This is a genomic window from Vibrio sp. FF266 (genome assembly GCF_041439695.1).
Classification (GTDB): domain Bacteria; phylum Pseudomonadota; class Gammaproteobacteria; order Enterobacterales; family Vibrionaceae; genus Vibrio; species Vibrio tasmaniensis_A.
Window position 1 is genome coordinate 14,579 of sequence record NZ_JBGOOO010000034.1, and the last position, 13,857, is coordinate 28,435.

General features: G+C 43.0%; 9 protein-coding genes. 4 read left to right on the forward strand and 5 right to left on the reverse strand.

Annotated features, from left to right (window positions below):
- The first annotated feature begins 386 nt into the window (after nt 1-386).
- Both ACED59_RS19520 and ACED59_RS19525 read left to right on the forward strand, forming a co-directional pair.
- Nucleotides 387-1,001 carry a toxin-antitoxin system YwqK family antitoxin gene (locus ACED59_RS19520; RefSeq protein ID WP_017099066.1) on the forward strand — a complete coding sequence of 205 codons (615 nt, stop codon included), beginning with the start codon at nt 387-389 and terminating at the stop codon, nt 999-1,001.
- A gap of 1,048 nt (nt 1,002-2,049) precedes the next feature.
- On the forward strand, nt 2,050-2,784 hold the full coding sequence (locus tag ACED59_RS19525) for an oligogalacturonate-specific porin KdgM family protein (RefSeq protein WP_009846528.1): 735 nt from the start codon (nt 2,050-2,052) through the stop codon (nt 2,782-2,784).
- 138 nt (nt 2,785-2,922) lie between these two features.
- Here ACED59_RS19525 and ACED59_RS19530 read toward each other — a convergent pair whose 3' ends face one another.
- The 3 genes from ACED59_RS19530 to ACED59_RS19540 all read right to left on the reverse strand — a co-directional run bounded on the left by ACED59_RS19530 (nt 2,923) and on the right by ACED59_RS19540 (nt 6,452).
- Nucleotides 2,923-3,666 (reverse strand): 3'-5' exonuclease, encoded by a 744-nt coding sequence (locus ACED59_RS19530; protein ID WP_017099067.1) that lies wholly within the window; start codon nt 3,664-3,666, stop codon nt 2,923-2,925.
- On the reverse strand, nt 3,666-5,528 hold the full coding sequence (locus ACED59_RS19535) for a DUF294 nucleotidyltransferase-like domain-containing protein (RefSeq protein ID WP_017099068.1): 1,863 nt from the start codon (nt 5,526-5,528) through the stop codon (nt 3,666-3,668). Before ACED59_RS19535 ends, ACED59_RS19530 begins: the two co-directional genes overlap by 1 nt.
- Nucleotides 5,529-5,732: 204 nt before the next feature.
- Nucleotides 5,733-6,452 (reverse strand): FadR/GntR family transcriptional regulator, encoded by a 720-nt coding sequence (locus tag ACED59_RS19540; protein WP_009846525.1) that lies wholly within the window; start codon nt 6,450-6,452, stop codon nt 5,733-5,735.
- 439 nt (nt 6,453-6,891) lie between these two features.
- Here ACED59_RS19540 and ACED59_RS19545 point away from each other — a divergent pair, with 439 nt between their 5' ends.
- The gene (locus ACED59_RS19545; protein ID WP_029224067.1) at nt 6,892-7,614 is read left to right on the forward strand and encodes a FadR/GntR family transcriptional regulator; all 723 of its coding nucleotides are present in this window, start codon (nt 6,892-6,894) and stop codon (nt 7,612-7,614) included.
- A gap of 147 nt (nt 7,615-7,761) precedes the next feature.
- On the forward strand, nt 7,762-9,129 hold the full coding sequence (locus ACED59_RS19550) for an MATE family efflux transporter (RefSeq protein WP_017099070.1): 1,368 nt from the start codon (nt 7,762-7,764) through the stop codon (nt 9,127-9,129).
- A 528-nt stretch (nt 9,130-9,657) separates the two neighbouring features.
- Here the strand turns inward: ACED59_RS19550 and ACED59_RS19555 are convergent.
- Entirely contained in the window at nt 9,658-10,539 is an 882-nt protein-coding gene (locus tag ACED59_RS19555; protein ID WP_012603741.1) for an NAD(P)-dependent oxidoreductase, read from the reverse strand.
- Nucleotides 10,540-11,703: 1,164 nt separating this feature from the next.
- Nucleotides 11,704-13,857, reverse strand: a complete 2,154-nt coding sequence (locus ACED59_RS19560; RefSeq protein ID WP_009846520.1) for a heparinase II/III family protein — start codon at nt 13,855-13,857, stop codon at nt 11,704-11,706.

Consider the following 13,857-nt stretch of genomic DNA (forward strand, 5'->3'; position numbering starts at 1 on the left):
ACACGATGCATCAAACTTACACCTCCCAAACGTTAATTTTCAGTTCAAACATCAAAGACAAGAACCATAAAACACTAAGATACTGATAGATAATAAAATAAACACAAAGGACAAATAACCAACATAGAAGCTAACGTCATATACGAGCCATCTACAAGGTAAATTGATAGAGAAACTCCACTTACCAACAAAGTGAAAATGTTTATTTTGTATGATTACTAGAAGCTGCAACTAAATAAAAAACCGAACCGTTCCGAAGTTCCGCAACTTGGCACCTCAATAATGAAAACTTGAAAACCACTAATATAAGCTGACAGTCTTTCACGGAAGTGAAATGCTTTTAACACACCGATTACACTTTCCCCGTCCATTAAAAAGGTGTCATTATGAAGAAATACGTCCCAATCTTAATTGCTCTTAGTACGATGTCTTCTATGAGCTATGCAGCCACCAGCAATGATGATGTTGTTGTTGACTATTTGCAGATGCGAAAAGGCGTGGCTTACCAAGTCAACCATTCAAAGCCATTTACTGGCCAATTTGAAGAGAAGTTCGATAACGGCCAAATCGCGACCAAAGCCCAATTTTCCGATGGTCTAGAACTTGGGTTAGAAACAAATTGGTATCAGAATGGCCAAGTCGCTTCTAAAGTGAATTACGTTAAAGGTAAACTGCAAGGCAAGGCTGAAACCTGGTATCCCAACGGTCAGAAAAAAGCTGAGCTCAGCTATAAAGACAATGAGCTGTCGGGTGCTGGCTCTCGTTGGTATCCGAATGGCGAACAAAGCCTAACAGCCGAATTCAGTCACGGGAAAACAAATGGATTAGTAACGAACTACTACCCTAATGGCAATAAGGCTAGCCAAGCGAAATTTGATGAAGGCGAAGTAGCAAACGGAAAACTCACTCGCTGGAATACTAACGGTGACAAGGTTGAAGAACTGACCTTTAAAGACCACAAAATCACGTCTAAACAAGTTTGGATGCTGACAGAAAGCTAGTCCAGTATAAGTTTGTGCTAAGGGCTAGTTTACTGAGACTGTCCTAAATCCTGTATAATTGGCCCATAGCACTGCTCTTCCTGAGCGCATATTACTAGAACGGACTGCATTGTCATGAGGCTACTTTTCAGAGGTAATCTCAGCGTGAATAACGTTGATCTTATCTATCAACCTCACCTACCTATCAACCCCACCTCTTCGTACCTGATACATTGAAAAGTGCAACTGCAGTAGTGGGTCAAACGGATTCACTTGAACGTGCGGTGAGCAACCGAAAAGCTTAATCGTTAATCGTCTTGATAGATGCCCCAGATAACCCTCAACTCAAATTTCAGACAAAAAAACGCTCATGTTGCCTGTATCAACATGAGCGCAAGGGCAGATCTTCACTACCATGTCCTACCTTTCTAAACGAAAGCAGAAGTTATAATTAGAATAGTTGGGCGCAATAATTAAGGTATTACCTATTAATTATTTTTTTTAACATAGACTGAAGACTGACAGCCTTCTCCACCTCTAGCTTACTGTCCCCAAAACAGATAAAGCCCACATGTTTCAATTCATTCAAAAATTCACATCGTCGATGGTTCATCCGACAGCATTAGACAACCTGCCCTCATACCAATCTCAAATTCAAGATCAGCTTTGTCGCTCAGCCATCATAGTGATCTTATTCACCCACCACCCGAACGCCAAAGAATAATAATGTATTACAAATAAAATCTACAGTGAAACATTACTATTTTTGCTATAGCGCACATTACAGAAAGAACCCCTAACAAATAAATTAATATTTATTCTTTTAAAACAATGAATTACTTAACTTATCAATTTGTAACGATCTGTGTAAATGAGATTTATGATAACAACAAGATCTAATTCACAGATCGACCTTCACATTATCTATAGCATATTTGTATTATTTTAATGCAAACAGAACTCGGCGAATTCAACAGATTCAAAAAGACTGTTGCATTAATCAAACGAATTACCCTATTTGGCTCTAACTTGAGGCCAATACTCAACCTATAAATATGGAATTAATACCATGAATAAAACTAAAATCGTGATTGCTGTGGCATCTGTACTCGCTGCTGGCTCTGTATCTGCGGCGTCTTTCGATATGAGACACGAATACAAGAGTCATACAGATCAACACGCTACTCGTGTAAAACTGGGCGATAGCATTGGCAACTTCCTTGTCGATATTGAAGCGAAATTCAAGGGAGAAGACGGCGAGTTTATGGAAGATTTGAAGAATAATGGTTGGGAACTTGGTCTTAATTATCGCCATGTGCTTAACGATAACTGGACGATGACTTACGGTATGCCAATAGAAGGTCGCGAGTCTGGTGTCACATACAAACCTCAAGTTCGCGCGACATACAGTGTCGACAGCATTGACGGTTTAAGTCTAAGTGCACGTTACCGTTACGATATGAGACAGAACACAAAATCAATTGCAACTGACTCAGACGGCAAGCCAATCTTAGATAACGGCTACTTAACTTATCAAAACGATGAAAACCAACGTCGCCATCGCTTAACAGCAAACATCAACTACTCAATGGAGAACTGGCGTTTCGGTTTTGAAGGTAACTACTACAAAGCAGATGATTACAACATCTACGACAACGATGATACAAACTACGAGTTAAATGCAAGTATTCGCCACATTATGGGTCAATGGGCACCATATGTAGAGTTTGGTGATGTGAGTACTTCATCGACTAAAGCGACTCGTGAACTGCGTAGCCGTGTTGGTCTAACTTACAGCTTCTAATCGATAGCTATATAAATAATCTAAGATAATTACTGTCCTAATTTTCTAAGACCTAAACAAAAGCCAGCTTAATCGCTGGCTTTTTATGTTTTCAAATCAGGTTATTCAACAATGATTCACTTACAGGAAGGTACAACCCTAACGGCTGATCCGATATAAAAAGGAAAGTGTCACTTCATCATTAGGCACGACTCGCTTCTGCTGAGCCAAAAACAATTCCGCTGTCGAAACGGCATCGGCTAATGCATTGTGGCTGTTGTACTCAGGAAGCCCGTACCTTTCGCGAGTCCCTGCCAAGGTTAAATCGACTTCTTCATGATTGCTGATCGCTTTCTCCATGCTTTTCTCAATACACAAGGTATCAAGCCAAAGCAGAGGAATCGCTCTTAAACCGTAGCATCGAAGAAGGTATTGGCTAATGAACTTCTCTTCGACCACACAAGCGTGCGCGACGATGATCTTACCTTTTGCGGCTTCGAAAAACGTCAGCATAGCATCATGAATTGAAGCGCCCTCTTCCAGCATTTGTGGTGTGATGTGGTTGATAACTGCAGTTTCAGCATTGATCTGCGAATCGTTATCCAGATAAATATGCTTGGCGGACGCTAAGTCTATTCGCCCCTTGACCACATCGACCCAACCCATAGATAGAATAAGGTCTTGCTCGCTGTCTAAGCCTGTAGTTTCAAGATCTAAAACGATATATTCGCTATCTTTGGCCAAGTCCGTCATCTCTGGGCAAGGTTGATCCACAAGAGCATGTAACGCCTCTGGCAGCTTAACCGTATTCAAATATTGCTTTCGTGTGCGCTTAATTTTCTCAAGAGGATGAAAGTAGTTCAGAATGTGCTTTAAACACTTATTTATTGAGCGTGGCTTCATTAGCGTGCTCCGAAACGGATTTTCGCGGCTTCTTGAAGGTCAGCAATGATCCTAAAGGCATCTTTCAAGTGTTTACGCTCAAAGCTACCAAAGCTATCTGGGTTGATATTGTTGTCAGGCACATCCCCGTTCTTCAGCGCTTCAAGTTGATGACCAAATCGGAAAGAGAGAATGAACTGGTAAGAGCCCAGAATGTTCTTGAATGCGTCGTCGCTCAGCATGCCTTTTTCATTGGCAGCTGCGAAACGTTCATCGGTTGCTGACAAATCACATTCCACCGCTAATCCGTAAATACGCGCAAGATCAATAATCAAGTTAATGGCGTACTTCTTCACATTGAGTGTTTTCTTGTTCTCACCCGATTTCTCTAGAACCAAACTATTGAAAATACCCAATGGCGGGTTGGTGTTTACCGCATCTTTCACTAGTGTGCTTAAAAACTCACGGTTACTGCGAATGTTAGAATGCAACTCATCACGAAGAATGCCTTCGAACTCACTGTTGCCATAGATGGTTCGAATTTCTAGGAACACACTGATGTTGAGTAAGCGTTCGTACTCAGGGTTAGCCACCCACTTCTTGTAGTAGTGCTTCCAAACGCTGAGTGGCTGACACCATTTTGGTGTCGCAGCCATGAATTTACCCGGACACAATGGATAATCACAACTCGCTAATCCGTTAGTCACCATCATCGCTAAATGTTTGAAGTAAATACGGTCACTGTCTGTCGCATCGTCAGAGAGTACAATCGCACTATCTTGATCCGACAGCATATGAACTTCATTACGAGCGTGCGAGCCCGCAACAATCCAAGAAAAATCACAAGGTGGTGGACCTAACTTATCAATCGCTATCTGAATCAATCGGCGTGTGTAGGCGTCCATAATCATGGTCATGACCTTACCTACGGTTTCCGGTGCAACCTTGCCTTCCACCAGCGCTTCAAAAATAGCTTGTCGCTCTGGGGTAAACGAAGACATGGTTTTCACACTGCCCGCGTATTTGATTTTCTCGATTAAGAAGATCGCTTGGACACGGTGGTTTTGAACTAAGTGAGACGTAGTGAGAAGACCAACGACCTTATTCTCTTTCACAACGGGCAAGTTACGGATGTTGAATTGCATCATGATAGACGCAGCATGCAGCACCAGATCATCCGGTTTTACCGTCAGTGGAGAATGCGTCATCACCTCGGAGATCAGGCTATCAGTGCTGACACCGTGGGCGATCACTCGCTTAGTCATGTCACGGTCGGTAATCAAACCAACAATGGTTTCACCCTCATAGATCACGGCACATGGCGAGCGTTGATGAAGCATTTCAACCGCGACCGACTGAATAGTTTGTTCAGACTTAACGATAGCCACCTGCCCGCTTGCCACTTCTTCAACCTTACGAATGAACAAGCCTTTTTCTTTATTTGACCACACAACATCAAGTGCCGACTTCAACCGAACCTGCGCCTGTGATGCAAAGTGTTCTGCGCAGCTTGGGAATGCCTTGAACAACGCTTGAAGCGCCGAATGTGGAATCACATAAAGTAAGCTATTTTCGATTGCGATCGCTCTGTAGCCTTTCTCGTCATTAACTTCAGAATCTAAGAACGTAAAGCCGAACAAGTCTTCCCTGCCTAAACGAGCACGAAGTACACCGTCTGACTTTCTTTGCTCCATAGAACCGGTTCGGATGATGTAGAGCGACTTTTCTTTACCCGACTCACATAGATCAACCACATCCCCCTTGCCGAGATAAGTGATCTGAACATTGGAGGCAAGTTCACGAAGTGCTTGTTTAGGGATCTTATCGAAAGGATCTATCTGACCGATAAATTGAAGAATATTTGGCAAAAGAGATTGAGGCATAACCATACTCGCATTTGTTTTATTAGTATTATTATATAATTAATATATCGAGTTGCGAGTTGATTTTTAGGTTGAATAGCAGAATTGATCAAGTTTTAGAGATCAGAATAAGAAGTGCAATGTCAGAAACATAAAAATACAGATACAAAAAAGCACGCTAAATGCGTGCTTTAAAATTTGTAAGGGCACATCAAGTGCTTTCAGTTAGCTTGTTACAGGCAATCGGTGGTTTGATTCTTGCAAATGACTTGCCGAAACTTGGCGTGCTTTATCACTATTGCCTGCCATAATGGCTTCGTATATTGCGCGATGTTCGTTAATGCATGTGCTGCCTTCTTCTGAAGAGTGCACAATAAAGTTAACAAACATCGTCGTCAATATGTTGCCAAACGGTAAGTAGAAATCATTACCCGTTGCATTGAAGATAAGGCTATGAAACTTCATATCAATATCTAACCAGCGAGCTTGATCAAGCGTTTCTTCGCTAGAAATTTCTACCATTTTTTGGAAAATTTCTGATAATTCAATACGTTGCTCTGCAGTTGCAAACTTAGCTGCCAATGCACACGCTTCAGGTTCAATCGCACGACGTAAACCTAAAAACTGATGACAAAACTGATCGGTATCAGCTAGTCCATCCATCCATTCGATAAGCTGAGGATCTAAAAAGTTCCAGTATGCACGATCAACAACGCGAGTGCCGATTTTAGGGCGTGACTCTAAAAGGCCTTTTGAAGTTAGAAGTTTCACCGCCTCTCGCAACGCCGTGCGGCTAATACCAAACTGCTCACACAGAGCCATCTCACCAGGGATAATCGAACCCTGAGGTAAATTACCCGACAAAATACCACGAGCGATTTCACGTGCCACCTGCACATGAAGGCTTCGCTTAGAGCCTGAAATAGATTTGAAAGTTTCTGCCATGAGTCTACTTACTTATTAGATATGTATTATTTAACTCGTACTATAGCACTGAAAGTATAATGCACCAAATGAGGGGGATAATAACGTGAGCTCCCTTATACTCTATGGTTCTATCAAAATCCCACAAACTTTTCGAAGCTTATCACTACCAGTCGTACCTTCTTATTTATACATACAAATAGTTCCTATTTACGCAATTTTGGCATGCGTAACATCACAAAAATCACCTTAACTTGTGAGTTCCCCTTCACTGCGACGCATTTCTATCGTTGTACACTTGATTGAACAAGGTGTTATTGTATGATTTATTAAAATAATAGGTGACTGTAGATGTTTGACTCGATAGCCGCTACAAGCATTATCCCTCAAGCTTAAAGTCGCGCTAACTTAAATCTATCCGCTGTTTTTATACTTAATACGTCAGCCTGAGGTGGTTTATATGGCTATATTTTCATTGGTGGCAGATTCAAGCCGCCGAATTCATGTTCAAGTGGCTCGACAGATTGCGCGTAAAATTCTGTCGGGAGAGCTCAAAGAAAAAGAGAAATTACCCAGTGAAATGGAGTTGTGTGAAGTCTTTGGCGTCAGTCGAACTGCACTTCGCGAATCGACAAAGCTACTTTTAGCCAAAGGGCTTATCGAATCAAAACCTAAAGTGGGGACTCATATCAGGCCACGTGCTCAATGGCACTTTTTAGACCCTCAACTCCTAGATTGGATTCAAGATCTGGAAGACACCAAACCCTTCTTATCTCAATTTTTAGGCTTAAGAAAAGCGATTGACCCAGAAGCGTGTGCGCTTGCGGCATCCAACGCTACGGTAGAGCAACGTAAAGAGCTTTCGATTCTTTTCCAAAAGATGACCATCGCGGCAAATGGCTTTGATTATGAAGAGTGGACAACCAACGATCATCTGTTTCACCAAACGATTTTCTTGTCGACGGGTAACCAGTTTTACATTCCGTTCGCGAACATTCTGTCGACGATTTTCAAACAGTTTATCGACCACTCTGCCGAAGGCGGTCGCTTCTGTTTAGAAGAGCATAAAGCGATATATGATGCGATTATGTCAGGCAATGCGAATCAGGCTCGAATAGCCTCTCAAGCTTTACTTGATGATGAAAATCAAAAGCTGTCTAGGGTTGAATTAGCCATCGCATAACCAAGATTGACAAGACTGACTCGTGTATCCCAATACACGAGTCAGTCAGTTTTAGCGCCCATTTTTAACCATCCATTACCGTAGTGTTTCATCTTTAAATGTTGAACTCGGGTCCTCTCAGAGAAAACTTACGGTTACACACATAAGGTGTTGTTTGTGTCTACACAATCGTATGTAAGGAAAAATTTCTCTCTCGCCTGGCCCCTAGCCCTAAACGGTATATTGATGCAGTCGATGTTGATGATCGATACGCTGCTGGTCTCTCCTCTTGGTGAAATACCTTTGGCTGCCATGGGAATTGCGACGACTATGGTTGCCTTTGTACTCGGTATTCAAATGGCGCTGGCAAACGGCACTCAACTAGTATTAAGCCGCGCCGTAGGTTCTGGCATCACCGCTTCATTATCCAAAGCGTTTTGGGCAGGTCTGTTCATCAACTTAGGTATCGCGACAATATTTTGGTTTCTACTCACCTTTTTAGAACAGCCTTTAATTCAAGCCTTAACCGACGATAAAGCCCTTTACTTAGAAATCAGCCACTACCTTGATATCTCAAAGTATCTCGTCATTTTCACTGCATTAACGCAAGTGATTATCGCCCTATTTAACGCATTAGGAAGAACCAAGATACCGTTTAAAGGGTATTTGATTGAATTGCCGATCAACGCTGTACTTTCTTATGGGCTCATTCACGGCTTTTCAAATTTCGAAGGTATTGGTGTTCAAGGCGCCGCGCTAGGCAGTGTTATTGCTATCACCCTTCGCCTTGTGTATCTGGTTCTTTGCGTGTATTTCAGCTCAGCAATTTCACTCAAATTAGACGCCCAACGATCAGAGTTCATGACAAACGTTCGCCGTCACTTTATCGAGATATTCCCTGTCGCAGCAAATGTAACCATGCTGTTGATTGGCGCAACGATTTATCAGTTACTGTATTCGCAACTTAACATCAACGCGTATGTTGCGATTACTTTGGTGATGCCTTGGATTAGGGCTGTCTCTCAATTTATTACCGCTTGGGCTCACTCTTCCGCAATTACTATCAGCCAAGCGATTGGCTCTAAAAAGATGGATGACCTAGTCAAAAACGTCGATACCAGCATTGATATTGCGGTAGTCATTTCTTTTGTGTGTGCAATCTTGTTCGCAGGCTTAAGTATGGTGATTGGTGACATTTACCCGAACTTGGACGAGTCTACATATCAAGCGTTGGCCGTTATCGCCCCACTCTACATCTTTTTACCGATTGTTCGTGGCTACAACACAGTCCATGGAAATGTATTGAGAGCACTAGGAAAAACAACCGCAGTCTTCAAAATCAACTTTACTGGTCAATGGGTAATTTCAATTCCATTGTGTGCATTGATCATCTTTGGATTAGACGGCTCTATCTTTTGGGCATTTGCCATTCAGCCCTTTGAAGAGCTAGTAAAAGCGCTGCCCTTCAGACATCTTGCTCGCAAGTCATTGATAGAGTTCGACTCAAACAAAGCCAACGAATTGATGTATGACTGATCGCCACCAAAAAGTAACAAAGTTACTGTCCCGAGAAAATGTCTGAACTGCTTGTGTAGTCTCAGGCTTATCTCATTTAGATCGATATAGCTCAAACGAAGAGCCTAGACATTTCGCTACGCCATAAAGAATAAGGCTGCATTAAGTCCTAGTAAACAATAATGGTAACCTTGCTAGTCACCGTATATTCCTCATTATCAAATGGCGTTGAGTGGGTTATCGTTCGGGTTATTGCCCTCTTTGAGCAATACCTGACAATACGTGTGTCTATATACTAATTATTGGGCAAACATCGCCTTGTAATTTCATAATCTCATATCACCAGTTGATCCTTATGTTCATGTTCATGTTCATGTTCAACACATTAGCGAATCAGATACCCAACTCTACAAACCCGTTTTCATTCTTCCCACTCTTCATTAAGTACACTTCCTTAAAAAATATCGTTCCAAGAATGTCTAAAAACAAGCATAAAAAAACCCACTCAAATGAGCAGGTTCTTTATCCAACCGTGTCTAAACGACGTGATTACTTCTCTAGTTTAGCGAAGTAGTCGAAGATTACTGGTACGTCGTTTTGACCAAGGCCAGCATCTACAGCAGCTTGTAGGCTTGTTGCGGTACCTTGAGCGATTAGAGACTCAGTACCTAGCTCTTCGCAAAGAGCAAGGAAGTAACCAAGATCTTTGTTTGCGTTAGCAACAGAGAAACCTAGCTTCTCTTCGCCGTCTACCGCGTAGAATTTACAGAATTGCATGAACGGAGAGTTAGATGGACCTGCAGACATAATGTCAAACAATTGCTGACCATCAACACCAGCGCGTTGAGCGACAGCGAAAGCTTGAGACATAGTCGCAACCGTTGTCATACCCATGAAGTTGTTTACAAGCTTAGTCACGTGACCAGCACCTAGAGCGCCTAGGTGGAATACGTTTTCGCCTTGCTCTTCAAGAACAGGTTTAACTTTGTTGAAAGTTTCCATGTCGCCAGCAGCCATGATGTTCAGAAGACCATCTTTAGCATGGGCTGGAGTACGACCTAGAGGTGCGTCGATCATACCCGCGCCTTTTTCAGCAAGAGCTGCGCCGATTTGCTTAGTAGAAGCAGGGATAGACGTACCGAAGTCTACGAGTACTGCACCTTCTTTGATGCCCGCTAGAACACCGTCTTCGCCGTAAACGATTTTTTCAACAACAGCAGAGGTGGTAAGGCAAAACTGAACAATATCACTTGCAGCTGCAAGTTCTTTAGCGGAAGTGAAAGCTGTAGCATTGCCACGAGCAGTAACACGAGCCATCGCTTCTTCGCTTAGATCCATTACGTTTACGTGGTAACCGCGTGTTTGCAGGTTTTCAACCATGTTGCCGCCCATAAGACCTAGGCCAATGAAACCGATTACAGGTTTAGTCATGTTCAACTCCAAATATGTTATTGTATGATTATATACTCATTATAATAACTAGCCGAATCCGCTAAGGCAACCGTTTTAGGACTTTCGTGCGTGATCCAGCGCATGAATTTCGAATGCGGATACTGACATCACTTATCGAATTGGCCTCATATAAACCCAAAGAATAGGTCTTGTGATTAATAAGTGACAAATCAGATAGCAACTCAGTCTTTCGTCCTTCATATCCGACAATATCTAACCGGATACGAATCAGTAAATCACTTACAGATAAAGCTTGATAGGTTTAATTAGTGTACATTCCTATCGTTCTGACCAAAGAAAAATGAGTCAGGCACACTCTTAAAGTTCCCCCCAATAAATCAAAGCGTCTGACACCTTTCCCTGCCCCCTAAAGGTACTAGAGTAGCTCACAACAAGAACTTGCCGAGTCAAGAATAATGCGGAAAAAACACTGTCATTTTTCAACAACCTTATCCAGTAAGTAATAAATTTCGAACAATATAACACCACCAATTGTATTACTTATAAGCACTAAAAGTTATTGGAAGTTATCGTAACAATACTCGCAGAACCAGATAACAACGTTCATTTTGTTAAATCGTTTCGTTGTCAATGCGCCGCTGCAGCATTAAACGTTTCTCTAAATTTAGGGGCTGTTGATCTTTCGAGCTGGGTTTTGCAGCATCTTGTGGAAAATTTATACAAGGAAGAGGCTTTGACGTGTAGCTGGCCTACATGAAAAGCCGATAACGCTGTAGAAATGAACCACAAGAGCTGCCCGAAGGGTTCGGCTAAAATCGTTTTATGCTTTGTTGAAGAATATTTGCTTAGAATGACTAGGCTACATACTCTTCGCCGCGCCTAAAACGATTTTATCTCGAACAAAACTTAACCACGAAAGGTCAACAGCCCCTAGTCATCAACCCTAAACATCAGATGTAAATTGAATCCAATTAATTCAAACGATCTCACCCTCAAACCACACGAATAAAAAAACCGAGCAACTCGTGTGAGTTACTCGGTTTGACTTATTCCCGATGTATTCAGTCATTGTTGGTATCAACGAACGATTTTGCAATCACGACTGAATTCAATGTGATGCTTCGTTCCCGCAAAGCACCACATCAACACAAGCCATCGTTAAATAACTTGCGTGTCAATCATTTACAGTTGAGCAAATGATCCTTCCCACGAGTATGTCTCACCCGCGAACTCAACTGTGTGAGTTGCTTGCTGCGTGTCTTCAGCTTGGTTTGAAATACCGTAATGGTAAGTGTTACCAGAAGTAGTCTGAATGCGAACAACAGTCCCGACACTGTTATGGCCCACAACAGACACTGATTTAACCAGACCACGAGCGCCTACAGAGGCTTCGATAGACTCGTTAAAGTAACCATGCGTTTCTAGTACAGAAGCAAACACGTGGTTTTGACCAGACTGACGTAAGATAAGCGCAGGCTCACTCTTAAGGTTAAAGTCTGGATCGTTAGCACCAGTGCGAGCAAAGATTACTTCACTGCCCGCATTCGCGCTGGTTACTAGGCTGTAGTAGCTGCTGTCATGTAGCCAGCTCACCAGAGAGCCCTCTTGGTTCACTTTGCCTGAAGCAACGTTCCATAAGTGCTGGTAACCGTTGTCTTCACCTAGCGGCTTCAGCGTGCTTTCGATGTTGTAGTCGAAGTCAGTACGGATGATTTGACCCGAGTGGTGAACGGGTAGGTCGTACTGGTGTTCAGCGTCAGCTTCGATGCGGTATACATCGATAACTAGTGGCTTCTCGAACTCAGGAAGTTCAGCAAGAATCACGCTGCGTTGCATGTCTACGCCGGTGTAGTACTCAGAAATTGTGCCGCTCATACCTTGCAGAGACTGGTCGTCTGCTACGAAGAAGTGCTTCTGACCAAACTTAGATTCAGCCAATGCCGTATCGAAGTTGTTCTGTGTTTTCTGATCAACCGTTACTGTGTTGTGAGCAACTGTCTGCTTACAGTAAGACTTGTTCTCTGGGATGTAACGACCGCCAAACTTAGGCTCAACGTTTACCCAGCGACCGAAGCCGTAATCGTGCAGCACTTCGTGGCCACGGTTGAATACGCTTAGGTGTAGCCCATCGTAGTGACCGTGGTCTAGCGCAGAGTGGTACTGGTGATCGCTGCCGTGTTGACCAAACCAAATCAACGCCATCGTGTCGTCGTCTTGTTCGTCACGGTGACGAAGAATGCTTACGCCGCCTTTTTCGCCTTCAGGGCCGTCAGTTACAAACAGGCTACCCCAGTTGAATGCTTTGATGTCGTCTGCTGCATTGACAGCGTCAGATAGCGTTTTACCTGAAGCATGGACCCAAACATCTTGTTGGTGATTAGCCATACCAAGTAAAGTTTCAGTCTGCTCATAGCGGTGGTAACACACAGACGTTGCCATAATAACGCCTTCATCGTTAATAGAAATCGTCTTCGATGAATCGTTCAGAGCTGGCAATGTACCGTCTGGGAATGCCGTTTTGAATACCGCGTAAGACGTTGTCTTGATCACTGAGTCGTTGAATTCGTAAATACCAAGATCTGGCTGACGACGTTCAATCGCTTCTGCGAACAAGTAGATTGGACGTAGTGAGAAACGGTGGTAGTAAGGACCTTCCATGTAGTAGCCGTCTGGCGAGAACAGTTGGTCAAGTTGTGCTAAGAAACCGCCGCTTACTTTGTCGAGTTTCAGGCCGTAAAGCGCTTTGTCTACTGACTCTTGATCGTTGATTGCGTAACCACAGATACCGACTGCAGCCACTGCCCATAAACCGTGGTTGTGTACGATATCGAAGTCGTGTGCGTAAGTAACAACAAACATTTCGATCATTTGCTTAAGAAGATCGTCTTCAATCAGACGCTTTTGTTCTTCAGAAATGGTGTGGTAGATACAGCTGTACGCACAAGAAGCGTAAAGCATCCACATGTTTTCGTTCAACGTTTGGTGGAACAGCTTACCCGGAGGGTTAGAGTCACGGCTTACGTTACTTTCAAGTGTTGGGTACACCGTAGCGTACGCAGTTAACATATCAACGATGTAATCACGGTACTTTGTTTCCTCAGTGATAAGGAACAAACGACCCGCTAGATCCATGTGGATGTAGTTTTGTTTGTGACGGTTATGTTCGTAGCCGCCGCCTTCACCGTGACCTGGAACTTCAATGCCAACTTCCGCCATGTAAGCGTCAGTTTGTTTAATATCGCGAGTCAGTGCGTTACCTAAAAGGCTATCCTTGCCAAGTTCTTTACGAAGCTCTGCTGCTTCCTCAAAGTTAAGTAAAAGTGGTTGATAGCTCAT